Source organism: Actinomyces gerencseriae DSM 6844, assembly GCF_000429265.1.
GTDB lineage: Bacteria > Actinomycetota > Actinomycetes > Actinomycetales > Actinomycetaceae > Actinomyces > Actinomyces gerencseriae.
Genome location: NZ_AUBN01000009.1, coordinates 223,312 through 249,666, shown reverse-complemented (window position 1 = coordinate 249,666; position 26,355 = coordinate 223,312). Strand labels below are relative to the sequence as shown.

Genomic DNA, 26,355 nt, shown 5'->3' with positions numbered 1-26,355 from the left:
CCCGGCCGGTCGCCGGCATGTGCCAGCATGGCCCGGTGACCTTCCGGACCCCCGCCGCCTCCACGCCCTCCCCCATGCCCTCCGCACCGCCCCGCCGGGAGCGGGCAGGCGCCGCGCCCCTGCGGATCGGGCCGATCGAGGTCACCACGCCCGTTGAGCTCGCGCCGATGGCGGGGGTGACGAATGCGTCCTTCCGGCGCTTGTGCCGCCTGGCGGGCGAGTCGGCGCTGCCCGCGGGCCTCCGCCCCCCGTGGACCGGCCCGGCACCGACCGGGAGCGGCGACCTGATCGCGCCCGCGGGCCTGTACGTCAGCGAGATGGTGACGACGCGCGCCCTGGTGGAGCGCAATGAGAAGACCCTGGCCATGGTGCGCTCCGACCCCGACGAACGGGTGCGCTCCATCCAGCTCTACGGGGTGGACCCGTCGATCGCGGGAGCAGCGGCGCGCATCCTGGTCGAGGAGGACCTGGCCGATCACATCGACCTCAACTTCGGCTGCCCGGCCCCCAAGGTGACGCGCAAGGGCGGAGGAGCGGCGCTGCCGTGGAAGAAGGACCTGCTGGCCGCGATTCTGCGGGAGACCGTGCGCGCCTGCGAGCGGGCCGTGCGGGCGGCTCGCCGCGAGCGCGCCGTGCCGGTGACGGTCAAGACCCGCATCGGCATCGACGAGGACCATGAGACCTACCTGGACGTCGCGCATGCCGCCGAGGACGCCGGCGTCGCGGCGATCGCCCTGCACGGCCGCACGGCCCGCCAGCACTACGCGGGCCGTGCGAGGTGGGAGGCGATCGCCCGGCTCAAGGAGGCGACCAGCCTGCCGGTCCTCGGCAACGGGGACATCTGGACCGGGGACGACGCACTGCGGATGATGCGCCGCACCGGATGCGACGGCGTCGTGGTGGGGCGCGGCTGCCAGGGACGGCCGTGGCTCTTCGCGGACATCGTGGCGGCCCTCCACGGGTCGGCGGCCCGCACGCGTCCCGACCTGGACGCCGTCATCGCCGTCATCGAGGAGCACGGGCGGCTGCTGACCGCCGAGATGGGCGAGGACCGGGGGGTGCGGGACCTGCGCAAGCACGTGGGCTGGTACCTCAAGGGCTATCCCGTGGGCGGACGGGCGCGCGACGCGCTCATGCACGTGAGCACGCTGCCGGATCTGCACGAGGCGCTGACGGCCATGCGCTCCCGGCTGCCCGAGGACGTGCCCTACCCGGGCGGGACGATCGAGGGGCCCCGCGGTCGCGCCGGCACGCCCAAGCGCCCCCGCCTGCCCGACGGCTGGCTGGACTCCCCGTTCCTCACCGAGGAGCAGCGAGCGCTCCTGCTCGACGCCGAGTCCGACGTCTCCGGGGGCTGAGACGGGGACGCCGCCCGGCGTCTGCCGTCCACGGACGCGGCACGAGCCCCGGAACGGACCGCGGGGCCGAGCGTCGCGCGCGCCCCCGGAGCGGGTCCGGCCCGGGGCGCCGGGCGCCTCGAAGCGGAGGCGAACCGGCCCGACGCGGGCGTCTACTGGTCCCGCGAGGAGGGATCGGACGGGGGAACCGGGGTAGTGCGGCACAGGAGCGCGGCGACCGCCGTGGTCGCCGGGATCGCCAGCACCAGCCCGATGGAGGACACCAGTGTGCGGATGATCTCCTCGGCGATCTCCCCGGACATCAGCGTGTCGACGACGGCCCGGTCGATGAGCGAGGCCGCGAGGATGAGGGGAAGCGCGGTCCCGGCGTAGGCGAATGCCAGCGTGTAGACGGTCGAGGCGATGTGGTCGCGCCCGATGCGCATGCCCCCGATGAACAGCCGCACCCGGCTGAGCGACGGGTTGGCGGCGTGCAGCTCCCACACCGACGAGGCCTGGGTGATGGTGACATCATTGAGCACGCCGAGACCGGCGATGACCATGCCGCAGGTCAGCAGCGCCCGCAGGCTCAGGCCCGGCACGTTGGCGGCCAGCGTCAGCGCGGACTCCTCGTTCGCCCCCGTGAGGTTGGCCGCCCCGACCCCCCACAGCGACAGCAGGACGGTGATGACCACACCCACGATCGTGCCCAGCAGGGCCGTGGTCGTGCGCACCGAGACGCCGTGGGCGATGTAGACCGCCAGCAGCATCATGGCGCTGGCGCCCACCAGCGTCACCCACATGGGCGAGGCGAGGTCCAGCAGGGCCGGGATCATGAAGAACATGAGCACCGCCGTCGCCAGGACCAGGCCCAGGACGCTGAGGATGCCCTTGCGACCGGCCACCGCCACGACCAGCACGAGGTAGACGATCGACAGCGCCAGCACGGGAACCTGGCGCTGATAGTCGACGAAGACGTAGGGCGTGCCCGAGGTCACCGCGGCCGGTGTGTACATCACACGCAGTTCATCGCCGACACCGGCGGCGCTCATGGACTCGGCGGGCAGGTGGACCGGCACGATGAGGTCCTTCCCCTTGCCGGAGTTGATGCGGGCGCACACCGCGTCGGTGAGCAGGCCGCCGGTGGAGGCCTCGCCCAACGCGCGATTCGTCTCATCGCAGTCGTCCACCGACATGGACGTGATCGTGGCGGTCTCCAGGCTGGTCCCCTCGGCGCCGAAGGACTGGGAACCGACCAGGGAGCTCTTCCCGGGCCACAGCACCACTAGGCCGATGAGCGTGGCGATCACAATGGGAATGACGATCGCCGCCAGCACGATCCGCGTGCGCCGCCGCTCATGGACGGGCACGGCCACCTCGCCGTGGGCATGCGCATGGGAGTGGGAATGGGAATGGCGGCCCCGGGTCGGGGACGCGGGCACGGGGGTCTCCTCGCTCGTCATGGGTCCATGATGGCCCGAACCGCGGGCAGCGCGGAAACGAGGGCACAACGAATCGGTGAGCAAGTCGGGGCAGGGGCCGCGGCCCGGTCACGCCGTCGGAGCGGCATGGCCGGGCGCGGCATCAGCAGCCGATGAGGCGCTCGGCCAGGTAGCGCTCGACGCCTTCGAGCGGAATGCGCTCCTGTGTCATGGTGTCGCGTTCGCGCACTGTGACGGCCCCGTCCTCCGGCGAGTCGAAGTCGTAGGTGACGCAGAATGGGGTTCCCACCTCGTCCTGGCGGCGGTAGCGCCGCCCGACGGCGCCGGTGGCGTCGTAGTCGACGTTCCAGCTCCGGCGCAGGCGCGCCGCCAGCTCACGAGCGGGGCCGACCAGCTCCTCCTTGCGGCTCAGCGGCAGCACGGCCGCCTTGACGGGAGCGAGACGCGGATCGAGCCTGAGCACGACGCGGGTGTCCACCCCGCCCTTGGTGTTGGGGGCCTCGTCCTCGGAGTAGGCCTCCACGAGGAAGGCCATGAGGGAACGGGTCAGACCCGCTGCGGGCTCGATCACGTAGGGCACCCACCGCTCATTCCTGGTCTGGTCGAAGTAGGACAGGTCCTTGCCCGAGTGCTCGGCATGGGTGGACAGGTCGAAATCGGTGCGGTTGGCGACCCCCTCGAGCTCGCCCCACTCCGAACCGGCGAATCCGAAGCGGTACTCCAGGTCGACGGTGCGCTTGGAGTAGTGGGAGAGCTTCTCCTTCGGGTGCTCGTAGAGCCTGATGTTCCGCGGATCGATGCCCAGATCCACGTACCAGGCCCTGCGGTGGTCGATCCAGTACTGGTGCCACTCCTCGTCGGTGCCCGGCTCGCAGAAGAACTCCATCTCCATCTGCTCGAACTCGCGGGTGCGGAAGATGAAGTTGCCCGGGGTGATCTCGTTGCGGAAGGACTTGCCGACCTGGCCGATGCCGAAGGGCGGCTTCTTGCGGGCCGCGCTCATGACATTGACGAAGTTGATGAAGATGCCCTGAGCGGTCTCGGGTCGCAGGTAGTGCAGGCCGGCCTCGTCGTCGACGGGGCCGAGATAGGTCTTGAGCAGGCCGGAGAAGGCCCGCGGCTCGGTCCACGAGCCCGGCTGACCGGTGACCGGATCCGGCACGTCGGCGAGGTCGACGGACTCGGGGTCCAGACCCTTGCGCGCGGCGTACTCCTCGATGAGCTGGTCGGCACGGTAGCGCCTGTGGGTGTGGAGGGACTCCACGAGCGGGTCGGTGAACGCGCTCACGTGCCCGGAGGCCACCCATGCCTCGCGCGGCAGGATGACCGAGGAGTCCAGGCCGACGACGTCGTCGCGGGAGCGGACCATGTACTGCCACCACTGGCGTTTGATGTTCTCCTTGAGCTCGACGCCGAGCGGGCCGTAGTCCCAGGCCGAGCGGGTCCCGCCGTAGATCTCCCCGCAGGGGAAGACGAAACCACGCCGCTTGGCCAGGTTGATGACGCGCTCGAGCGCGGAGGGGGTCTGTGCCACCGTTGTGTCTCCTGGTGTCGTCGTACGTCCGCACCTGGTCGGTGGGAACGAAGGAACACGGTCATCCTACGGGTACGCCCGCCCGCTCCCCGGCCGAGCGGTGGTCGCGTCGGCCGCGGGCGCCGTGACGTCTGACGCGTCACAATCGGAACTCACGATGCGTGCGCGGTTTGACGATAATCGTTATCACTTCGACAATGGCGCCCATGAACGTTCCCGTCGTCCGTCGCATCCTGTCCGCCGCCGCAGCCGCCGCACTGGGGCTGTCCCTGACCGCCTGCTCGGCCCTGTCCTCGGACTCCTCCGGTTCCAAGGCCTCGGGAGGCGCCGAGGGCGCCCTCTCGGTGGCGGTGTCCTTCTACCCGATCCAGTACCTCACCGAGGCCATCGGCGGCGACCACGTCAACGTCACCAGCGTCACGCCCGCCGGCCAGGAGCCGCACGACTACGACATCCCCCTCGAAACCGTCAACTCCCTCAACAACGCCTCCCTCATCGCCTACGTCGCGGGCTTCCAGCCCTCGCTCGACAAGGCGGTCACCCAGGTCAGCGGCCCCACGGTGGTCGATCTGGCCGACAAGGTCGATCTCAAGCACCACGAGGGCGTCGAGGAGGAGCACTCGGACGATGACGAGGCCGGGTCCGCGGAGAAGGAGCAGGCCGCGGAGGATCCCGACGGGAGCCATGACGCGACCCATGACCACGATCATGACGCCGACTCGCTCGACCCCCACTTCTGGCTCGACCCGGTCCGCATGACGTCCGCCGCCACCGCCATCGAGGAGGCCCTGGCCGCCGCGGACCCCGATCACGCCGATGACTACAAGGCCAACCTCGACTCCCTCACCTCCACCCTCGACGGACTGGACTCCTCCTACAAGGGCGGCCTCGCCCAGTGCGAGCGCAAGACCTTCATCACCTCCCACTCCGCCTTCGGCTACCTCGCCGATCGCTACGGACTGACCCAGGTCTCCATCTCGGGCATCGACCCCGAGTCCAGCCCGAGCGCCGCAGAGATCGCCGCCGCCAAGAAGGCCGTCGAGGACACGGGCGCCACCACGATCTTCACCGAGGAGCTCGTCTCCCCGGAGACCGCCGAGGCGGTCGCCGGCGAGACCGGCGCCACCACTGCCGTCCTCAGTCCGATCGAGTCCGCTCCGGAGGAGAGCGACTACGCCGGCACGATGTCCAAGAACCTCGACGAGCTGCGCACGGCGCTGGCCTGCCAGTGACGCGGCGCCTCGCGATGACGAGCAGCGCATGACGTCCGCATTCTCCCCCGCCTCTCGCGGGCGCGAGCGCACGACCTCGTCCGGGCGGTCCCGGACGACGTCGTGCGGGCACCCGGACGCAGCAGCTCCCGGGGCCTCCGCCCTCGGTCCCACCGGTCCGGCGGGTTCCGATGCGGTGCCGCCCGTCGTCGTGACCGACCTGTCGGTCGTGCTCGGCTCGGCCGTCATCCTCTCCGGCATCGACCTGACCGTGTCCGGAGGCGAGTCGATGGCGCTCCTGGGCGCGAACGGCTCGGGCAAGTCGACCCTGGTCAGGACGATCCTCGGACTCCACCCGGTCGACGCGGGCGGCGTGCACCTGTTCGGCCACGACGTCAGGCACCGGTCCCACGTGCCCTGGAGCCGAATCGGCTACGTGCCCCAGCGGGTCGGAGCCGCATCGGGCGTGCCCGCGACCGCCCTCGAAGTCGTGCGCTCCGGCCTGCTCGACCCGCGCCGCCCCTTCGCCGACCGAGGCCGGCGCGCCCGCACGAGGGCGATGGCGGCCCTGGAGGCCGTCGGGCTAGCGCACCGCGCCCGCGACCACGTCCAGATCTTCTCCGGGGGCCAGGCCCAACGCGTCCTCATCGCCCGCGCCCTCGTTCGGGATCCGGAGCTGCTGATCCTCGATGAGCCGCTGGCCGGCATCGACCGCGCCTCGCGGCAGGCCCTCGCCGAGATCCTCGCCTCCCTGCACGATCGGGGCCTCACGCTCATCACCGTGCTCCACGAGATGGGAGAGCTGAGCGACGTCGTCGAGCGCGCCGTCGTCCTGGTGGAGGGCCGGATCTCCGCGGACGGCCCCGCCCACGACCTCGCCCCCTCGTCCCCGGGAGCCGCATGCCACGGGGGGCGCCCATGCTCATGACCGGTCTCGTCACCACGTACAGCGAGATGCTCGCGAGCCCGCTCATGCAGCGCGCGCTCATCGTCGCCGTCCTCGTGGGCCTGTCGGCCCCCGTCATCGGCACCTACCTCGTCCAGCGCGGACTCGCCCTCCTGGGCGACGGCATCGGGCATATCGCGCTGACCGGCGTGGCCCTGGGATGGATCGCCGGCGCGGCGGCCAATGCCTCCCCGCACGACGCCTGGGCGGTTCCCGGCGCGATCGTCGTCAGCGTCGTCGGCGCCGTCCTCATCGAGGTGATCCGCTCCTACGGGCGGACTCGCGGAGACGTCGCCCTGGCCATCCTGTTCTACGGCGGCATCGCCGGCGGCGTCATTCTCATCAAGGTCGCGGGCGGCACGACGACCAACCTCACGAGCTACCTCTTCGGGTCGATCGCCACGGTCTCCGTATCCGACGCCTGGTTCACCATCGTCCTGGCGGCCGCCGTCCTGCTGGTGGGCCTCGGGCTGCGCGGCCCCCTGTTCGCCCTGTGCCACGACGAGGAGTTCGCCCGCTCCATCGGCCTGCCCACCGGCGCGCTCAACGTGATCATCGCCGTGGTCGCCGCCCTGACCGTCTCGGTGTCCATGCGGGTGGTGGGAACGCTGCTGGTCTCCGCGGTCATGATCGTCCCGGTCGCCACCGCTCAGCTGCTGTCCCGCTCCTTCGTCGTGACAATGCGGCTGTCAATGGGGATCGGCGTCATCGTCTGCGTGACGGGCCTGCTGATCACCTACGTGGTGTCGGTGTCCTCGGGCGCCATGATCGTCGTGATCCTCGTCGGCCTGTACGCTGTCGTCGCGGTAGCGGCGGCCCTGGCCCGCCTGGTGGCGCGCTCTCTTCGCACGCGTCGTGCTCCCCGACCGGACGGCGCACCCGCTGCGGTACAGGAACCGACTGGAGCAGAGACCACCCCGCCGATCGAGGCACCGGCTCAGGAGACACAGCCATGACAATGACTCGCAGCACCGCAGGATCCACCTCGACGCGCCCCCGGGCGACCTGGCAGCGCGCCGCGGTGACCGACATCCTCCAGCGCACGGAGGAGTTCCGCTCCGCCCAGCAGATCCATGCCGCGCTGGAGGCCGAGGGCACCAAAGTGGGTCTGGCCACGGTCTACCGGAACCTGACCGCCATGGCCGAGGCCGGTGAGGTCGACCAGGTGCGCAACGCGGAGGGGGAGACGCTCTACCGCTGCTGCCATAGGCCCGAGCACCACCACCACATCGTGTGCCGCTCCTGCGGGCACACGGTCGAGGTCAGCGGGGGCGAGCTGGAGGCCTGGATCGCATCCGTCTCCGCCACACACGGATTCACCCAGATGGAGCACACGGCGGAGTTCTTCGGGCTGTGCTCGCAGTGCTCCAGCAGGACCGACGCCGAGCGGGGTCCGCAGGACGAGCGGAGGGGCTGACCGCGACGCCGGCCGGTGCCGCGGACCCGCGAGTCAGTCGCGCGCGACGTGGTCGACGGCGCCGCCGAAGCGGCGATCCCGATCGGCGTAGGCCCGGCACGCGCGCCATAACTGCGTGCGATCGAACTCCGGCCAGGGCAGGGCGGAGAAGTACAGCTCGGCGTAGGCCGACTCCCACATGAGGAAGTTGCTCGTGCGCTGCTCCCCACCGGTGCGGATCAGCAGGTCGACGTCGCGCATGGCGGGCGAGTAGAGATAGCGCCGGATGGTCCGCTCGCCGACAGCGGAGGCCTTGAGACGGCCGGCCGCCACCTCCTCGGCGACGGCGCGAGCGGCATCGGCGATCTCGGCCCTCCCCCCGTAGTTCAGACACATGTTGAGCACGAGGGTCTCGTTGCCCGCGGTGATCCGTTCGGAGCGGCGCACCTCCGACAGAACCGACTTCCACAGGCGCGGCTCGCGCCCGACCCAGTTGACGCGCACGCCCCACTCGAGCAGATCGTCGGTCTGGGCGCGCAGCACCTGACGGGTGAATCCCATGAGGAAGCGGACCTCGGCCGGAGAGCGCCGCCAGTTCTCGGTGGAGAAGGCGTAGACGCTCAGCTCCTTGATCCCGATCTCGACCGCTCCGGCGATGACGTCCATCATGGTCGCCTCCCCCACGCGGTGCCCCTCGGTGCGGGCCAGTCCGCGGGCATTGGCCCAGCGGCCATTGCCGTCCATGACGCAGGCGACATGAGCGGGGATCAGCTGGGCCGGCAGGTCCGGCGGAGTGAGGCCCGGCCGGTGCAGGGCGACGCGGCCGTCGGCGAGGGAGCCGTCCGGGGCGGCGGGGAGCTGATCGGTCACATCAGGCCCTTTCGACGAAGGAGAGGGAGCGCAGACGGCGCTCCAGATGCCAGGTCACGTATGCCGACACGATCCCGGAGGTCTGGGCGCGCTCCCGTTCGACAGCGGCATCGGCCACAGGCCAGTCGCCGCTCAGCAGGGCGCCGAGGAGCACCATGGCCCCGGAGGGGACGTCGACGGCGCCCCCGGGCCGGCAGACGGCGCACACCGCCCCGCCCGCCTGGATGTGAAAGGCCGCGTGCGGCCCGGGCGCGCCGCAGCGGGCGCAGTCGTAGCACGACGGCGCCCACCCGGCCAGCGCCAGGGCGCGCAGGAGGTAGGAGTCCAGCACGAGCCCCGACGCATGGCGCCGGCGGGCGAGGGCGGACAGGGCCCCGTAGAGCAGGAGGTACTGCTGGGGGGAGTCGGAGGTGCCCAGGTCGCCGTCGTCCTGCGTGAGCCGCTCCGCCGTCTCGACCATGGTGGAGGCGCAGGTGAACACGGCGTAGTCGCCCGCGATGGCGCGCGCGAAGGGATGGAGAGTCTCGACCTGGGCGACCACGTCCAGGCTGCGCCCGCGGTGCAGCTGGACGTCGACCATGGAGAAGGGCTCCAGGCGCGCGCCGAAGCGCGAGGTCGTGCGCCGCACTCCCTTGGCGACAGCGCGCACCTGTCCGTTGGAGCGGGTGAGCATGACGATGATGCGGTCGGCCTCCCCCAGCCTGTAGGTGCGCAGGACGACGGCCTCGTCGCGGTAGAGCCTGCTCGCCATCACGTCCCGTCCCGCATCTCGATCACGCCTGCCAGTGCCTGCCACATGCCTATCAGGCAGCGCCCGTCAGCGCAGTGCGCGGTTGACCGCGGAGATGACGGCCTTGAAGGAGGAGGTGGTGATCGACGGGTCGATGCCCACGCCCCACAGGACCTGCCCGTTCACCTCGCACTCGACGTAGGAGGCGGCCCTCGCGTCGCGCCCCTCGCTGAGCGCGTGCTCCGCGTAGTCGAGGATGCGCACGCGCACACCGGTCTGCTCCAGGGCCGCGACGAAGGCGTCGAGAGGGCCGTTGCCGGAGGCGGTCAGAAGCCTGCGCTCCGCCCCGTCGGCGATCGTCACGGTCAGGATCGCCTCGCCCTCGCCGGTCGCCGTCAGCGTGGCGCCCTTGAGCGCGAAACGCCCCCAGGCCGGCAGGCCGGCGTCGGGCGCGGCGGCCGCCGGCAGGTACTCGTCGGCGAAGATGGACCACATGCTCCGGGCGTCCACCTCCCCGCCGTGGGCGTCGGCGTGGCGCTGGATGATGCGGGAGAACTCGATCTGGAGGCGACGCGGCAGGTCGAGGTTGTGGGCGTGCTTGAGCAGGTAGGCGACGCCCCCCTTGCCGGACTGGGAGTTGACGCGCACGACCGCCTCGTAGGAACGGCCCACGTCGTGGGGGTCGATGGGCAGGTAGGGCATGGTCCAGGCGACCGCGCCCTCGGCGGCCTCCGCGTCCAGGCCCTCGGCCCTCCTGGCCCTCACCTGCTCGGCCCGGGAGATGAATCCCTTCTTGATGGCGTCCTGGTGGGAGCCCGAGAAGGAGGTGTAGACGAGCTCGCCGACGTAGGGGGTGCGGGGCGGCACGTTCATCCGGGTGGAGTGCTCGACCGTGCGACGGATCTCGTCGATGTCGGTGATGTCGAGCATGGGGTCCACGCCCTGGCTGAAGAGATTGAGGGCCAGGGTGATCAGGTCGACATTGCCGGTGCGCTCGCCGTGGCCGAACAGGCAGCCCTCGACGCGGTCGGCGCCGGCCAGCAGTCCGAGCTCGGCGGCGGCCACGCCCGAGCCGCGGTCGTTGTGGTTGTGCAGGGACAGGCACACGCTCTCGCGGTGGGAGAGGTTGCGGCTCATCCACTCGATCTGGTCGGCGTAGACGTTGGGCGTGGCGCGCTCGACGGTGGCCGGCAGGTTGAGGATGATCTCCCGGTCGTCCTCGGGCTGCCACACGCCCATGACGGCCTCGCAGACCTCCAGGGAGTACTCCCGCTCGGTGTCGACGAAGATCTCCGGGGAGTACTCGAAGCCGAAGAGCGTGTCGTCGTCGAGGACCTTCTCGGCCCGCGCGATGACCTGGCGGGTGCCGTCGACGGCGAGCTCGCGGATGTCGTCGCGGCCCATGCGGAAGACGATCTCGCGGAACAGCGGGGACAGGGCGTTGTAGAGATGGACGGTGGCGCGCGGCATGCCGACGCAGGCGTCCAGCGTGCGATCGATGAGGTCGCCGCGCGACTGGGTGAGCACCGAGATGGTGACGTCATCGGGGATGGCGTCATCGTCCACCAGCGAGCGAACGAAGTCGTAGTCGGTCTGGGAGGCGGCGGGGAAGCCGACCTCGATCTCCTTGAAGCCCATGCGCACCAGCAGATCGAAGATCGCGCGCTTGGCGACCGGATCCATGGGCTCGATGAGGCTCTGGTTGCCGTCGCGCAGGTCCGTGCTCAGCCAGCGGGGGGCGCGGGTGATGCGCCTGGTGGGCCAGGTGCGATCGGGCAGGTCGGTATCGACCGTGTCGAGGAAGGGGACGTACTTGCCGAAGGGCATTCCGGAGGGCTGCTGGGGGGCGGGACGAGCGGTGCGCATGGTTCTTCTCCTCGGGATGAGCGCTCTGCTCGGGAGCCGCAGGATGGACGCGACTCCCGTCGGCTGGCAACACGAATGAGCCGCGGTCGGGGTGCCGGCCTATCGGGCCCCGCCGCGGCGACTAAGCAGGAGGCTCGCCTGGTGCCAGACCTGAGGCCGTGGAGTCGCTCGCACGGGCCCGACCCTACTCCGATGACGATCCGTCGTCAGGTGACGCGGCCGCGTGGGACCGCAGTGTGAGACAGCCGCCGAGCCACTCGCGCATGGCATGTCCTCCCGTCATGACGAGGAAGAGCACCATGATGCGGTTATTCCCTCGTCCTCATCGGGACGGGGGCCTCCTCCCTCCCGCGGACGGGCTCCCCCACCGGATCCAGGCGATCCGGCTGACGCCGTCCACGTACTGGTCGGGGCGCCCGCCCCGGGGCGCCGATGTGCGACCCCTCATGGGAGATCGGCGGAGCCCCCTCGCCGGCCGCTCACAGCAGCCCGGCGGCCAGGTCGAGGGGGGTGCCGAAACGGTGGTTGGTGATGGCCACCGCCTGCTCGTGCAGGAAGGGCAGCATCTCGGTGTGCGGGCAGGTCGTCACCGGCCCCGTGTACAGGGCGACGTCGGGGCTGCCCTTCGTCAGGCGGCTCGCCTCGCGCCATCGGGTGTCGGCGGTCTCCTCCCGCGGCCCCAGGATGCGCACGCGCAGTCCGAGCACCTCGGCCGCCGCCAGGTCCGCCAGCCTCGCGCTCCACACGCCCGGCGCCTCGACGTCCACATCGACACCGGCTCCAGCCAGCGCGCCCGCCAGCTCGACCGGGGGCTCGTCGGCCACGGACAGGCTCACGTAGGCCCCCGTGCGCACTCCCGCCGCCACGACACGCACCAGGTCGGCGGGATGAGTACCGCCGGCGGCCCGCACGACCACGGGCGTGGGCCGATAGCGCAGCACATTGCGCTCGCAGGCCAGCCCCGTGACGTCCCGGCCCACCCCGTACTCGGTCTCCCAGGCCTCGGCATCGGCCACGAGCGCGCGGCGCAGCTCGCTCATGTCGCGACGATCCAGGTGCGTGCGCACGGCGTCGTAGAGCGCGGATACGCGCTCGTCCAGGGTGGTCGCCAAGTCGTGGTGCCCCTCGTAGACGGCCTCGTGGTCCCGGTCGGCGGCCGGCACGACCTCGCCCAGTCCGAGCAGGTAGGACGGTCCGCCGGCCTTGGTCGTCGAGCCGATCGCCGAGCGCTTCCAGCCCCCGAAGGGCTGACGGCGCACGATCGCGCCGGTGATGCCCCGGTTGACGTAGAGGTTCCCGGCCTCGACCGCCTCCAGCCAGATGGCGAGCTCCTCGGCGTCGAGGGTGTGCAGGCCCGAGGTCAGGCCGTAATCGACGGCGTTGACCGCGTCGATCGCCTCCTGAAGAGTCCCCACCCGCATGACGCCCAGCACCGGGGCGAAGTACTCGGTGAGGTGGAATTCGCTGCCGGGGACGACGCCCACGCGGATGCCCGGCCGCCACAGGCCATCGCCCAGATCCCGCGGAGTCAGGACCCAGTGCTCGCCGGCCCCCAGGACGGTCAGGCCCCGCAGGGCCTTCTCGTCGTCGGGCACGACGACGGGGCCGAGCTGGGAGTCCAGGTGCTCGGGGCCGCGCACCCGCAGTGAGGCGGTGGCGTCCACCAGCTGGCGGGCGATGCGCTCCGAGTCGCCGGCCGAGCCCACCAGGATGAGCAGCGAGCCCGCCGAGCACTTCTGCCCCGCGTGGGCGAAGGCGGAGGCGACCACGTCACGCACGGCGAGGTCCGGATCCGCCGAGGGCGTGACGATGACGGCGTTCTTGCCGCTGGTCTCCCCCAGCAGACGCATGTCCGGCTTCCAGGACCGGAAGAGCCTGGCGGTGTCGTAGGAGCCGGTGAGCAGGACCCGGTCCACCCGCTCGTGAGTCACGAGGTGACGGGAGACCTCGCCGTCGTCCAGCGGGGCGAGGACCACGAGGTCCTCGGGCAGGCCGGCGTCGTGGAAGGCCCGCACCAGCTCGGCGGCGCAGCGCTTGGCCGGCGGCGCCGGCTTGAGGATGACGGCGCTGCCCGCGGCCAGCGCCGCCGCCACGCCTCCGGTGGGGATCGCCAGCGGGAAGTTCCACGGCGAGGCCACCACCGTCAGGTCCACCGGCACGAAACGGGCGCCGGCCATGTGCGCCGGGTCGTGCAGGCGCAGAGAGGTCTCGGCGTAGTGGCGACAGAAGTCGATGGCCTCGCTGACCTCGGGGTCGGACTGATCGATGGTCTTGCCGGTCTCCGAGGCGGCGACCTCGATGAGCTCACCGCGGCGGGCGGCCAGGATGTCCCCGACCCGGTTCAGGGCGGCGGCCCGCTCCACGGGATCGCGGCGCCGCCACGTCGCGGCGGCGGCTGCGGCGGCGTTGACGACCGCGTCGACCCCCTCGGCCCCGACCATGCGGACCGCGCTCGCCTCGACCTGGGCGATCCCCCGCACGGAGGTGGGGACCGCGGCGGCGATATCGCGGGCCCAGCGACGGTTGGCGGCCAGGGAGGGATCGGAGTCGGGGGTCGAGGCGAAGGGGCGCCGGGCGCGCTCGGCCGACGCGGTGGCGTCGGGGGGACCGGCCTCGCGCTCGGCGAAGCGGTTCTGAATCCGATTGGGGGCCGGCGCGGGGGCGTCGGGGTCGAGGTCCGCCAGCGACTCCAGGAAGCGATTCTCCTCGCGCGCGAGGACGGTCTCGTCGGCCGCCAGGTCGAAGACGCCCGACATGAAGTTCTCGGGGGCGGCGTTCTCCTCCAGGCGACGCACGAGGTAGGAGATGGCGACGTCGAACTCGGCCGGATCGACCACCGGCACGTACAGCAGCAGGTGGCCGATGTCGCGGCGCACGACCTCCTGCAGGCCCGGGGCCATGCCCGCGAGCATCTCGAACTCGACGTCGTCCACCACGCCGCGGGCCATCCGCAGCTCATGGGCGAAAGCGATATCGAACAGGTTCTGCCCCGCCACTCCCAGACGGACGGCGCGGGTGCGCTCGGGGCTCATGGCCAGAGCGAGGAGTCGCTTGTAGTTCGTATCCGTGGCCCGCTTGGTCGGCCAGGTGGCCGGCTCCCAGCCGTGGAGGGCGGCATCGACCCGCTCCATGGACAGGTTGGCGCCCTTGACCACGCGCACCTTGATGCGCGCCCCGCCGGCATCCGCCCGGGCGGCCGCCCAGGCCTGGAGGCGCTCCATGGCGGCCGGAGAATCGGGCAGGTAGGCCTGCAGCACGATACCGGCCTCGTAGGCGGCCAGGTCCTCCTGATCGAGGATGGCGGTGAACACCGCGATGGTCAGGTCGAGATCCTTGTAGTCCTCCATGTCGAGGTTGATGAAGGTGCCGTGGTCGCGGGCCAGGCGGTACAGGGGCGACAGCACCTCCACGCCGTGGGCGACGACCTCGTCGAAGCCCCAGGGGTTGTGCGGGCCGGTGACGGCCGAGACCTTGACGGAGACGTAGTCCACGTCCTCGCGGGTCACGAGGCGGGAGACCTCGGCCAGGCGCCGGGAGGCCTCCTTGTCCCCCAGGACGGCCTCGCCCAGGAGGTTGACGTTGAGGCGGTCTCCGCCGGCGCGCAGACGGGCCAGGGCGGGACCGAGGCTGCGGTCGGTGGCATCGACGACGAGATCGCCGACGATCTCGCGGAAGACGCGACGTGCCATGGTGGTCACCGCATGCGGAGCCAGGCGGGCGGCCCTGCTCCCCAGGCCCATGGCGGCGCCCAGGGAGCGCGGCAGGAAGTCGGTGCGCTCGGCGGACAGGCGCGCCAGGGCCCGACTGGCGACATCGAGATCGGCGGGCCGCACGACATTGTCGACGAAGCGCGTGGTGAAGCCCAGTCCCTCCGGATCCGACAGGATGCGCGCCAGAAGTCGCGCACTGCGGGGAACGGGCTGGGATGCCGACTCGTCGGCCCAGCGGAGCGCGCGTGCAGTCGCCTTGCCGCCGAGGTCCCACAGCTCCTCGGGGCAACGGCGTCCGGTGTCGTCGGGAAGGGGGTGATCGACGGTGGTTGACATGTGCAGTACTCCTGGCTCGGGTACGGAACATCTCCAAGTGTGCCTTATCCCACCGCCTCCGTGAGCCGGCAGTCTCGGCCGGGCGCCCTGCTGCGCCGCCTGGAGCTCCGCCCCGGCGCGGGCCGCCCGAAACGGGCGGGACGGATTCAGGAGCAGGTCAGGAGCGGGTCGGCATCAGTCCCTAACAGTCTTTATCAGTACAGGATCGGGAAGAGCCCCCAGTAGGCCAGGGCCGCCAGAAGAACCGCCGTGCCGCTCAGGGCGGAGCCGAGGACGCAGGCGGCCGGCCCGGTGAGCCAGCGGCCGCCCTCCTCGCGGCCGTGACGCACGTGCCCGCGCATGAGCCAGGCGCGCTGGGTGAGCTTGACGCCCAGGACGACGGTGCTCAGGGCGACCATCTGAACGAGCACCCAGCCGCCATAGGAGAACAGGTGGTTGGTGCGATAGCTGGTCGCCAGGGAGACGACGCCCAGGATGTAGGCGAGGTACAGCACCCAGGCCGCCACGACGCTCAGGACGAGGGAGGCGGTCCAGCGCCCGATCGGGTCGGGCAGGTGGATGCCGCGGCGGCCGCGCAGCCGCGGCGCCTGTCCGACGCCCCACACGACGCCGCCCAGGGCGAGCAGCCCGAAGCCCAGGATGAAGGCGGCGAGCATGAGATCGCCCGAGGCGTACCAGCGAGTCGGATCGGGGGTCCGCGCCCAGTACGCCTGAGTCGGGGTGGCGCCGGCGACGTGCGGAGCGGCATCGGCGGTGCCGGGAAGGCCGACCACCCAGCGGGCGAGATCGCGGGCGACGCCGGGGGCGAGGTCGCCGTCGGTGGAGGCGCCGAGCCTGAGCCCGTGGTTGGCGCCCTCGTAGTAGCGCACGGTCAGGGCGTCGTCGCCGGACTGGCGCACCGCCTCCCGCACCGTCATCGGCCCCTGGACGAGGGGCATGGAGGCGTCCGCGGTGCCGTAGAGCATGAGGACGGGGACGGTGATCCTCCTGAGATAGGGCACGGAGTCGAAGTCGGCGTACTGGAAGCCGCCGCCGGGGATCTCGGCGGATCCCAGGACGCGCGGGATGAGGGTGAGCATGGGCTCGGGCACGCCGACGTTGCGCATGTAGGAGTCCATGGCCAGCGCCATCTGCTCGCGCAGTCGCACGACGGGGGCGCTGGCCATGATGAGGAAGGCGACGCGCTCGTCGTCGGCGGTCAGCACGGCCCCGGGGATGGCGCCCTCGGACTCCGCGTAGAGGCCGACCCGCTCCGGGTCCACGCCGTCGAGGGTGATGAGGTAGTCCACGCTGCACCGGTAGTCGGCGGCCATGGCCCGGTAGTCGCGGGAGGTCAGGGAGTAGTCCTCCATGGGCTTGGCGGGCACGAGGGTCGCGGCGCCCGCGGAGGACAGCGCCTCCGCCTGGTCGGAGAAGCCATCGACGCCATGGGTGCCCGCGCCGTGGAGGAAGACCACGCCGGGTGTGGGGCCGTCCGCGCCGACGGGGCGTCGCAGAAGGGCGGGGACCTGCTCCCCGTCGGCCTGGGTGATGGACACCGTCGCGGCCTCGACGCGGTAGGTGCCCACCGCGGCCGTGGGCGCGTCACCGCCGATGGTCGTGTCGGCGGTGGCCGGGACCAGCGGGGCGGCAACGGGCTCGGGAGTCCAGCGGGGGCCTGCGAGAGTCCCGATGAGGCTCAGGCTCAGCACGGCCACGACGACCGACCCCACCGTGCGGTGGTCAGCCGAGACCGCCACGACCAGAGCCCCCAGGCCCAGGGTCACCAGGATCTCCCAGATCGTCCGGCCGCCCGCGCCCAGGACGGCCAGGGCGATCACGCCGCCCAGCACCGCGAGGAGGGTCAGAACGGTGCGGCGCCGCTCCGTGCGCCACAGGCCGCGCACGAGCATGATCGAGCGCCGCGGAAAGGCTCGTATCCAGAACCAGCCCGACCGCAGCTGGACGGCGGTCACGTGGGCGGGCTCCCCCTTGGGCCGAGGACGGGAGAGCACGGGTCAGAATCCCAGTCTGGCCAGGGCCCTGGGGTCGGACTGCCAGTCCTTGGCCGTCCGCACGTGCAGATCGAGGTAGACCTTCCTTCCCACCAGCTTCTCGATGCCCTCGCGCGCCGTGATGCCGATCTCCTTGAGGCGCGATCCCCCCCTGCCGATCATGATGCCCTTCTGGGAGTCGCGCTCGACGACGAGACTCACACGCACCTGCAGGCGGCCTCCCGCGCCCTTGACGCGCGAACCGGTGGTGTCCGTGCCCGGGTCGAGGATCTCGTCGACGACGACGGCCAGGGAGTGGGGCAGCTCGTCGCGCACGCCCTCCAGGGCGGCCTCGCGGACGAGCTCGCCGATCATGACGGCCTGCGGCTCGTCGGTGATCTCGTCAGCGGGATACAGCGGCGGACAGGGCGGCAGATGCGAGACGAGGACATCGGCCAGAACATCGACCTGCTGGTCGCGCCTGGCCGAGACCGGGACGATGTCGGCCCATTCGCCGAGCCGATCGACGGCCAGGAGCTGGGCGGCCAGCGCCTCCTTGGAGACGGTGTCGGTCTTGGTGACGACGGCGACGACGGGCGTGCGCGTCTCGGCCAGGTCGCGGGCGATGAAGCGGTCGCCGGGACCGATCCTCTCGTTGGCCGGAATGCAGAAGGCGACGACATCGACGTCTGCGAGGGTCTCGCGCACCAGGTCGTTCAGGCGCTTGCCGAGCAGGGTTCTGGGACGGTGCAGGCCGGGGGTATCGACCAGCACGAGCTGGGAGTCGGCTCGGTGGACGACGCCGCGCACGTTGTGACGGGTGGTCTGGGGGCGCCCGGAGGTGATGGCGACCTTGGCGCCCACCAGGGCGTTGGTCAGGGTCGACTTGCCGGCGTTGGGGCGCCCGACCAGGCAGGCGAAGCCCGCGCGGAAGCCCTCGGGGACCTCGGGCACGATGATCTCGACACGCGCCGAGGCGGGCGGCTCGGAACCGGGGTCCTCGCCGCCGGGGGCCGCGACGACGTCGGGGGCGTCCCCGGGCCCGGCGTCTCCCGGAGGGCTCGGAGAACGGGGGGGCGTGTCGGTCATGGGGGCTCCTCACTGCTCCTCGGTGTCGGCGGGATCGGGATCGGGGGCGCGTCTGGCGATGAGGGTGGCGACCTGACGGCGCCTGCCGACGGCCTCCTCGGCGGTCAGCTCGACTCCCTGGGCGCTGCCGTGCGCACCGGGCAGGGGAACACGGCCGATGGCCTTGGTGAGCAGGCCACCGGCGGTGTCGACGTCGTCATCGTCGATCTCCAGGCCGAACAGTCCGCCGAGCTCGTCGAGCCCCAGGCGGACGGGGACCCGGTAGGTGCCGGGTCCGACCTCGACGGCCTCGGGCTCGGCGTGATCGTGCTCGTCGGTGAGCTCGCCGACGACCTCCTCCAAAAGATCCTCCATGGTGACCAGGCCGGCGGTGCCCCCGTACTCGTCGACGGCGAGGACCATGTGGACGTGGCCGGTCTGCATCTCGCGCAGCAGGTCGTCGGCGGGCTTGGTCTCCGGGATCCAGACGGCCTCACGGGTGAAGGAGGACACGGGGCGGGTCTCGTGCTCGGGGTGGTCGGACAGGCGTCGCAGAACGTCCTTGAGGTAGAGGATGCCGCGCACGTCGTCGGCGTCCTCCCCCACGACGGGCACGCGGGAGTAGCCGGAGCGCACGAACAGGCGCATGGCGGCCGAGGCGGGCTTGCCGGCGTCGATGGTGACCATGTCGGGGCGGGGCACCATGACCTCCCGCACGAGGGTCCGGCCGAGCTCGACGACGCTGCGCATCATCTCGCGGTCCTCGTCCTCGATAGTCTCGGCCTCACCGATCTCGTCGATCATCTCGCGCAGGTCCTCGGTGACCTCGGCCCGCGTCTCGGCGTCGGTCAGGGCGGCCGAGCGCCCGTAGTGGGAGTCGACCCAGCGCCACGGGGCGCCCAGGGAATCGACGTTGAGGAGCGCTCCGGCCAGGACCAGAAGAGTGCCGTCGGGGTTGCGACGTCCGATCGAGCGCGGCGAGAAGCCGACGACCAGGCCGAGCAGGACGATGTTGAGCCCGACGGCGACCCCCAGAACCTGCCACCACCGGCTCAGGACCCCGGCGACGGCCAGGGTCAGCAGGACGGCGGCGAGCATGTTGACGGCGACGCGGATGGGGGCGACCGAGCCGAGCACCTGCCCGCGCTTCTCGGCCAGGGCCAGGACCCGGCCCGAGCCGCGCCGCCCGTCCTGGACGAGGTCCTCGGCGGCGGCACGGGTCATGCGCGTCAGGGCCGCCTCCCCGGCGGTCAGCGCGGCGCCGAATGCCAGGACGATGACGGCCAGGACGACCAGGAGGGCGACGGGCGTGCCCGTCACTGGCCCCGCTCCGCGAGGAAGGTCAGCAGCAGGGTCCGCTGGAGATCGAACATCTCCTTCTTCTCCTGCGGCTCGGCGTGGTCGTAGCCCAGGAGATGGAGGATTCCGTGGGTGGTCAGCAGGAGCATCTCCTCGACGGCGGAGTGACCCGCCTCGATGGCCTGCCCGGCGGCCACCTGCGGGCACAGCACGATGTCTCCCAGGGTCCCGGCCGGCGTCTCGTTCTCAGCGGTGCCGGGACGCAGCTCGTCCATGGGGAAGCTCATGACGTCGGTGGGGCCGGGCAGCTGGAGCCAGCGCATGTGCAGCTCGGCCATGGGCTCGGGGTCGACGAACAGGATGTTCAGCTCGGCCAGGGGGTTGACGTGCAGGTTGCGCAGGACGTGGTCGGCCAGCGCCGCGAACTCAGCGCCGTCGATCACGGTCTGGGTCTCGTTGACGACCTCGGTACTCACGGGCGGTTCCTCTCGCGGAGCTCTCAGGCGGTTCCTGAGAGGGATTCTGAGGTGGTTGAGGACGCACGGCCGCGACGGCGCCCGCGGGCGGCCGAGGCCGCGGATCGGGCGGCCTCCGCGGCGGCCTCCTGCGCCTCGTAGCGGGAGTAGGCGTCGACGATGCGGGCCACGAGCCGGTGCCGCACGACATCGGCGCTCCCCAGCTCGCAGAAGGCGATGCCGTCCACGCCGTCGAGGATACCGCGCACGACGAGCAGGCCCGAGGAGCGCTCCCCGGGCAGGTCGATCTGGGAGACGTCGCCGGTGATGACCATCTTGGAGCCGAAGCCGAGGCGGGTGAGGAACATCTTCATCTGCTCGGGGCTGGTGTTCTGAGCCTCGTCGAGGATGACGAACGCGTCGTTGAGGGTGCGCCCGCGCATGTACGCCAGCGGTGCGACCTCAATGGCGCCCGAGGCCATGAGCCGGGGCAGCGCCTCGGGCTCGAGCATCTCGTGGAGGGCGTCGTAGAGGGGCCGCAGGTAGGGGTCGACCTTGTCGGCCAGGCTCCCGGGCAGGAACCCGAGGTTCTCCCCGGCCTCGACGGCGGGGCGGGTGAGGATGATCCGGGAGACCCGCTTGCGCGCCAGGGCGTCCACGGCCTTGGCCATGGCCAGATAGGTCTTGCCGGTGCCGGCCGGCCCGATGCCGAAGGTGATGGTGGCCGTCTCGATCGCGTCGGTGTAGGCCTTCTGGCCGAGCGACTTGGGGCGGACGGTACGGCCGTGCGCGGTCAGGACGCGGTCGGTCATGACCTCGGCGGGTCGTGCGGAGGCGTCCAGCAGGCCGATGGCGCGCTCGACGGCGTCGGGAGTCAGCGGCGCGCCGGCGCGGGCGACGTCGATGAGCTCGGACAGGAGCAGGACGACGACGTCGACGCGGGACCGCTCACCGGTGATGGTGACGGTGGTGCCGCGCACATGGAGGTCGACGTCGGGGAAGCCCCCCTCGACGGCGCGCAGGACCTCGTCGCGGGCGCCGAGGAGCGTCACCGGGGAGATGTCCTCCGGCAGGGTGAGGGTGCGCGTGACGTCCGCCGGTCCGGCGGAGCCCGCGGTGGAAGCGGAGCCGGCATTGGTCGGAGAGGGGGTCGCAGCGGTCGCGGCTGCTGGCGTGATGGGCGAATTCGTCATCTCGGGACCCATGCTACCGGCCAGGGCGCGGCAAACCAGCCGGTATCGTGGTGACCGGCCTCATCCCCCGTCCCCATCCCCACCGCCGAGGTCGGTAGAGGTTACTTGCGGAGGCCGGTCGATGCGGCGCATCCTAACGGCTCCGTCCGGATCGGCTAGGGTTGCCCCGTTGTTCAGCGGCAGTGAAGCGCGCGATCGGGAGGTGCGAAGCGGATGGTGTTGTGGTGACGAGCGATCTCAGCGCCGTGGTGACGACCTCCGAGCCGTACCGGCTGTCCTTCGTTGTGGGCGGGCTCCTGGCAACGGAGGCCACGATTGCCGCTCCCCTGTATCTGGAACTGCGTGACTGGGCGGCGGTCCGGGCGGCTCTGAATGCCGACAATCTGCTGCATGCACGTACCCGCTCGACGGCGGTCAGGCTCACCCGGGAGCTCATTCAGCGGCTGTCTGTGCTCAGCGATGTCGAGGTAGCTTATCTGGCCAACGCTCCCGGGCCGGATCGTCTGCATCTGATGTGGGCGGCACTGTGCCGGCATTACGTGTTCGTGGCGGAGTTCGCCCAGGAGGTAGTGCACGACCACTACCTGCTGGGAGCTTCGCAGTTGGTTCCTGCCGACTTCGAGCGCTTCTGGGACTCCAAGGCCCTGTGGCACGCGGAGTTGGAGGAGGCCAGGCCCTCGACTCGCACCAAGCTGCGCACCAACCTGTTCCTGGCGCTGCGTCAGAGCGGAATGCTCGCCGCCGACGCCACGCTCGTCTCCCCGCTACTGTCACCAGAGGTGTTGGCACTCCTGGATGCGCGCATTCCCAGCGACCGACGTTTCTTCCCGGTAGGAGGCGGCCGGTGAGCGACTATGACGTCGCCTCCGTCGAGCAGCATGTGCTCGCGGTGCTCTCGTCCGACCGCTTCCTGCGCATGGAGGGGCTGGGCAACGAGGTGCCGTTCTTCATCTGGCCCTACCCACCCGAGCAGGAACTTGAAGTGCAGGCGGCAACCGGCCGCATTATCGACAGGCTGCGCACCATACGCGGTCTGAGCGTCCTCGTGATGGATCTCTTCGAACTCGCCGTCGATCTGCTTGGAGGGCGCGGCGGCAACATGCTGGAACGCCTGGAGCAGATCGAACCCACCCGAAGCCGCTCCGACTTCCGCCGGGACTTGCAGCGCATGCTTGATCCGGAGCAGCACATCGCCCCCGCAATCAAGCGCCGAATCGAGGCCGAGGCGGGCGTAGACCTGCTCATGCTGACCGGAATCGGACGGGTGTTCCCCTTCATCCGCTCACACAACGTCCTGAACAACCTGCAAGTCGCCGTCTCCGGCTTCCCTGTACTCATGCTCTTCCCCGGCGAGTACCCGCAGACTGCGTTATCGGGGTCATCCCTGGTGCTGTTCAACCTCTTGACGGATGACCAGTACTACCGTGCCAAGAACATCCTGGAACAGGAGCCCTCATGAGCCAGACGACAATTGGCAGCCTCTTCGCCAAGGATGTCTCCCGTCCCATCGAGGGCGTCGTCAAGGCCGACGATGCCGAGCACCTCGCCACCGAGATTGACGAGTACGTCCTGACCGGTGAGACGGCGGCGGCCCTGTCCGAACTGTTGGAGACGTACACCGATCCGGTCTACAACGGCGGCAACGGCGTGTGGATCTCCGGTTTCTTCGGCTCCGGTAAGTCGCACCTGCTCAAGATGCTCGCCTATCTGCTGGGCGATGTGCCCGGGCGCCCCAGCGCCAGGCAGCATGCGATGGAGTCCTTCAAAGAGAAGGTCGAGGCGGAGAAGGATGCCTTCCTACGGGGCAAGCTCACTCAGGTGGAGCGGATCCCGGCCACCTCCCTACTTTTCAATATTGATCAAAAGGCTCCCCTGATCGATAAGAACCAGACCGATGCCCTCCTGCAGGTCTTCGTGAAGGTCTTCAATGAGGCGCGGGGCTACTACACGGGCGAGCCGTCGGTGGCCCGCTTCGAGCGAGACCTGGACCGACGCGGCCTGCTTGAGAATTTCAAGCGGGTTTTCACCCGGATCGCCGGTGTCCCGTGGGAACAGGGCCGGGAAGAGGGGATTCTCCAGGAGCACAACGTCACGCAGGCCTTCTCGCAGGTGACTGGCGAGCCCGCCTCCGAGAACATCCTGTCCCGCTATGAGGCGCAGTACTCCCTGTCCATTGAGGATTTCGCCGATGAGGTCGCCCAGTGGCTGGAGGCTCAGCCCGAAGGTCACCGCCTGCTGTTCATGGTGGACGAGGTCGGCCAATTCATCGGCTCCAGCACCAAGCTCATGCTCAACCTGCAGACGATCGTGGAGACGCTGAGCACGCGCTGCAACGGGCGCGCATGGGTGTGTGTCACCAGCCAGGAGGACATGGACGGCATCATCGGGGACCGGACTAGGACGCAGGGAAACGACTTCTCCAAGATCCAGGCCCGCTTCGCCACACGCATGAAGCTGACAAGCCACGACGTGGAGGAGGTGGTCAAGAAGCGTCTGCTCAGCAAGACCGCCGTTGCCGAGGCCGCCCTCGATCCGCTGTACGACGAGTTCCACACGAGTTTCCGCACCCTGTTCGATTTCGTTGACGGTTCCAAGACGTACCGCAACTACGACACCCGGGACAGGTTCGCGCAGATCTACCCGTTCGTGCCCTATCAGTTCCCCTTCTTCCAGGCGGCCCTGGTAGGTCTTTCCGAGCACAACGTGTTCGAGGGCCGGCACGCCTCGGTGGGTGAGCGCTCAATGCTGGGGGTGGTGCAGGAAGTCGCCACGCACCTGAAGGAACTCCCACTCGGTACGGTGGTGCCCTTCGACGCCATGTTCACCGGCATCCGGCAGGCGGTGAAGTCCGCCGCCACCCGCAATATTGCGACGGCGCAGGCTCAGCTTCCGGAGGGCCCGGTGCGCGACGTGGCGGTCCGGCTGCTCAAGGCACTGTTCCTGGTGAAGTACGTGGGTGACTTCTCTGCTACCCCACGCAATCTCACCGTGCTCCTGTATGACCACTTCGGCCAGGACCTCACCGAACTGAACCGGCAGGTTTCCCAAGCGCTCGACCTCCTGGAGCAGCAGACCTACGTCCAGCGCAATGGCTCGACCTACGAGTACCTGACCAATGAGGAACAGGACATCGAGAACGAGATCAAGAGCACCGACGTCGACTCCGATGAGATTTCCAAGCTCTTGGCCGCTGTCATCAGTCAGGACGTGATCCGGAGTTCTTCGGTGCGCCATTCGGTCACAGGCCGGGACTTTAAGTACCAGCTGCTGCTGGATGAGATCTCCTACAGCCGGGCACAGTCACTGGCCGTGCACTACATCTCCTCCGCCCTGGGCTTGTCTCGTGAGGCCGTCGTGGCACAGTCTATGGGGCGTGACGAACTCCGGGTGGTGCTGGCGGACGATACGCGGATGTATCAGGATCTGCGCTTGCTCGTCCAGACGGATAAGTACGTCCGGCTGCGTGCCAGCTCGTCCTTGACCGACTCTCAGAGCCACATTCTCGATTCTAAGAAGCGGCAGAACAGCAAGCGGCGCAAGGAGCTGACCGCACGCGTCAAGCAGGCCATCAGCGACGCCGAGCTGATCATCAGTGGCGCGCCGATTGCCGCGTCCGTCGGGGATCCGGTACAGCGCGTGCAGGAGGGGATGGAGCAGCTGATCACGCGCATTTACCCGTATCTGTCGCAGCTCGGCGCGGTGGCGTACTCGGAGTCGGACATTGCCCGGGTGGCGAGCGAGGACCCGGCTCTGTTGGATCGGAGCACGGATACGCTTCAGCCCCTGGCCGAGGAGGTCCATACCTGGATCTCCTCCCAGCGCTCACTAGGTGTGAGAACCACCGTCAAACAGGTCGTCTCCCACTTTGAGGGCAAGCCTTATGGCTGGACCTTGGCGAGCATCCTGTGCGCCCTCACCCGCTTGGCTGCCACGTCACGGGCATCATTGACGCTCGACGGAAGCACCGTGAAGCGCACGGAGCTCCCCGCCGTGCTGCCCAATGGGAAGAAGCACGAGGCAATTGCGGTGGCACCACAGCGCAGCTTCGACGCCGTCGTCGTCAGCAGCCTGCGGAGCTTCGCCCAGGAGTTCTTCGCCACCGGGCAGCTTCCGAACGATCCCGTGGAACTGGCGGCCGACGTCGGGGAGCGGCTCGAGGATGAGTATCGGACGCTGAAAACTCACCTGGACGCCTCCGGTAGGAGATATCCCTTCCTGGCCGTGTTGAACGAGCCGCTGGAGCTACTGCGGGAGGTGATGGGGCGCGACGCCGAGTGGTATCTGGACCAGTTCTCCGCCCGCACTGACGAGCTGTTGGATGTGAAGCAGGATGTGATCGATCCTGTCGCCCAGTTCCTGAACGGCAGTCAGAAGACGATCTACGACGACGCCGTGCGCCTGCTGTCCGAGCGCAAGGACACTCTCCGCTATCTGAAGACGGATGAGGCGAGCAGAGTCGAGTCGCTGCTGGCAGATCAGAACATCTTCCGGGGGCAGCGGATGAAGCGTCTGAAGGACGCCACCGGCGAGCTGCGCGCCACCACGGACCGGATCCTGACAGAGGAGCGCGCTGAGGCATCCGATCTCTTCCACGAGCGCGCGAACAATCTGCGCAGCAGTGCCGCCTGGGAGCATGCCACCGACGCCGCCCGCGCGGAGGTTGACGGCAGAATTGACGCAGCCACGCAGCAGGTGGTTGAGGCCGTATCGGTGCCGGTGATTCGCCAGCTCGCCCGCGAGTTCGACGAGGAGGGCTACGACGAGCTGCTGGCCGTGCTTGAGGCCGACCGCCGCCGAGCGAAGAACAGCACCGAGGCCAGCACGCCTACTCCCCCGGCCCCGCTGGTGGTTCCGCTCAGGCAGTTGCCCCGGCCGCGCAGACGGATGCTGCGCACTTCCGCTGACGTCGACGCCTACATCGACGAGTTGCGGGAGATCCTTCACAATGCGGTTGTCTCTGGAAAGCAGGTGTCCCTGTGACTGTTACCC

General features: G+C 70.1%; 19 protein-coding genes. 8 read left to right on the top strand and 11 right to left on the bottom strand.

Going from position 1 to position 26,355, the window contains the following annotated elements; genetic code table 11:
* Positions 1-74 precede the first annotated feature (74 nt).
* Positions 75-1,358 carry a tRNA dihydrouridine synthase DusB gene (gene dusB / locus G448_RS0104135; protein ID WP_026406964.1) on the top strand — a complete coding sequence of 428 codons (1,284 nt, stop codon included), beginning with the start codon at positions 75-77 and terminating at the stop codon, positions 1,356-1,358.
* A 152-nt stretch (positions 1,359-1,510) separates the two neighbouring features.
* Here dusB and G448_RS15015 read toward each other — a convergent pair whose 3' ends face one another.
* Entirely contained in the window at positions 1,511-2,800 is a 1,290-nt protein-coding gene (locus G448_RS15015) for a YibE/F family protein (RefSeq protein ID WP_034494255.1), read from the bottom strand.
* Between the two features lie 121 nt (positions 2,801-2,921).
* Positions 2,922-4,313, bottom strand: coding sequence for a glycine--tRNA ligase (locus G448_RS0104125; protein WP_026406963.1), 1,392 nt, complete (start codon positions 4,311-4,313; stop codon positions 2,922-2,924).
* Between the two features lie 206 nt (positions 4,314-4,519).
* Between G448_RS0104125 and G448_RS0104120 the strand changes: the two genes are divergently transcribed.
* The 4 genes from G448_RS0104120 to G448_RS0104105 are packed head-to-tail and all read left to right on the top strand — an operon-like array spanning position 4,520 to position 7,887.
* Positions 4,520-5,545 carry a metal ABC transporter substrate-binding protein gene (locus tag G448_RS0104120; protein ID WP_026406962.1) on the top strand — a complete coding sequence of 342 codons (1,026 nt, stop codon included), beginning with the start codon at positions 4,520-4,522 and terminating at the stop codon, positions 5,543-5,545.
* Between the two features lie 28 nt (positions 5,546-5,573).
* Entirely contained in the window at positions 5,574-6,452 is an 879-nt protein-coding gene (locus tag G448_RS15010) for a metal ABC transporter ATP-binding protein (RefSeq protein ID WP_051268606.1), read from the top strand.
* Complete coding sequence (locus G448_RS15005; RefSeq protein ID WP_051268611.1) at positions 6,449-7,426, top strand: metal ABC transporter permease; 978 nt, start codon at positions 6,449-6,451, stop codon at positions 7,424-7,426. Before G448_RS15010 ends, G448_RS15005 begins: the two co-directional genes overlap by 4 nt.
* Positions 7,423-7,887: a Fur family transcriptional regulator gene (locus tag G448_RS0104105; RefSeq protein WP_026406961.1), complete on the top strand. Its 465-nt coding sequence runs from the start codon at positions 7,423-7,425 to the stop codon at positions 7,885-7,887. The genes G448_RS15005 and G448_RS0104105 overlap by 4 nt, the downstream gene beginning before the upstream one ends.
* Before the next feature lie 33 nt (positions 7,888-7,920).
* Here G448_RS0104105 and uppS read toward each other — a convergent pair whose 3' ends face one another.
* The 9 genes from uppS to G448_RS15000 form a co-directional block, all read right to left on the bottom strand.
* Positions 7,921-8,736 carry a polyprenyl diphosphate synthase gene (uppS, locus tag G448_RS0104100; RefSeq protein ID WP_026406960.1) on the bottom strand — a complete coding sequence of 272 codons (816 nt, stop codon included), beginning with the start codon at positions 8,734-8,736 and terminating at the stop codon, positions 7,921-7,923.
* 1 nt (position 8,737) lies between these two features.
* Positions 8,738-9,487: a DNA repair protein RecO gene (gene recO / locus G448_RS0104095; protein ID WP_026406959.1), complete on the bottom strand. Its 750-nt coding sequence runs from the start codon at positions 9,485-9,487 to the stop codon at positions 8,738-8,740.
* Between the two features lie 66 nt (positions 9,488-9,553).
* The gene (leuA, locus tag G448_RS0104090; protein WP_026406958.1) at positions 9,554-11,332 is read right to left on the bottom strand and encodes a 2-isopropylmalate synthase; all 1,779 of its coding nucleotides are present in this window, start codon (positions 11,330-11,332) and stop codon (positions 9,554-9,556) included.
* Between the two features lie 479 nt (positions 11,333-11,811).
* Complete coding sequence (locus G448_RS0104080) at positions 11,812-15,378, bottom strand: bifunctional proline dehydrogenase/L-glutamate gamma-semialdehyde dehydrogenase (RefSeq protein ID WP_026406957.1); 3,567 nt, start codon at positions 15,376-15,378, stop codon at positions 11,812-11,814.
* Positions 15,379-15,572: 194 nt separating this feature from the next.
* Positions 15,573-17,372 carry an alpha/beta hydrolase family protein gene (locus tag G448_RS0104075; protein WP_245572173.1) on the bottom strand — a complete coding sequence of 600 codons (1,800 nt, stop codon included), beginning with the start codon at positions 17,370-17,372 and terminating at the stop codon, positions 15,573-15,575.
* A 3-nt stretch (positions 17,373-17,375) separates the two neighbouring features.
* Positions 17,376-18,440, bottom strand: a complete 1,065-nt coding sequence (gene era / locus G448_RS0104070) for a GTPase Era (protein WP_026406955.1) — start codon at positions 18,438-18,440, stop codon at positions 17,376-17,378.
* 9 nt (positions 18,441-18,449) lie between these two features.
* On the bottom strand, positions 18,450-19,739 hold the full coding sequence (locus tag G448_RS0104065; protein ID WP_026406954.1) for a hemolysin family protein: 1,290 nt from the start codon (positions 19,737-19,739) through the stop codon (positions 18,450-18,452).
* Positions 19,736-20,194 carry an rRNA maturation RNase YbeY gene (ybeY, locus tag G448_RS0104060; protein WP_026406953.1) on the bottom strand — a complete coding sequence of 153 codons (459 nt, stop codon included), beginning with the start codon at positions 20,192-20,194 and terminating at the stop codon, positions 19,736-19,738. The genes G448_RS0104065 and ybeY overlap by 4 nt, the downstream gene beginning before the upstream one ends.
* Before the next feature lie 23 nt (positions 20,195-20,217).
* Positions 20,218-21,366 carry a PhoH family protein gene (locus G448_RS15000; RefSeq protein WP_051268610.1) on the bottom strand — a complete coding sequence of 383 codons (1,149 nt, stop codon included), beginning with the start codon at positions 21,364-21,366 and terminating at the stop codon, positions 20,218-20,220.
* Positions 21,367-21,590: 224 nt separating this feature from the next.
* Between G448_RS15000 and G448_RS0104050 the strand changes: the two genes are divergently transcribed.
* From G448_RS0104050 to brxC, 3 genes are read left to right on the top strand one after another with little or no spacing between them, the layout of a single operon-like run.
* The gene (locus G448_RS0104050) at positions 21,591-22,214 is read left to right on the top strand and encodes a DUF1819 family protein (protein ID WP_245572172.1); all 624 of its coding nucleotides are present in this window, start codon (positions 21,591-21,593) and stop codon (positions 22,212-22,214) included.
* On the top strand, positions 22,211-22,825 hold the full coding sequence (locus G448_RS0104045) for a DUF1788 domain-containing protein (RefSeq protein WP_026406951.1): 615 nt from the start codon (positions 22,211-22,213) through the stop codon (positions 22,823-22,825). Before G448_RS0104050 ends, G448_RS0104045 begins: the two co-directional genes overlap by 4 nt.
* On the top strand, positions 22,822-26,346 hold the full coding sequence (gene brxC / locus G448_RS0104040; protein ID WP_026406950.1) for a BREX system P-loop protein BrxC: 3,525 nt from the start codon (positions 22,822-22,824) through the stop codon (positions 26,344-26,346). Before G448_RS0104045 ends, brxC begins: the two co-directional genes overlap by 4 nt.
* The last annotated feature ends 9 nt before the right edge of the window (positions 26,347-26,355 follow it).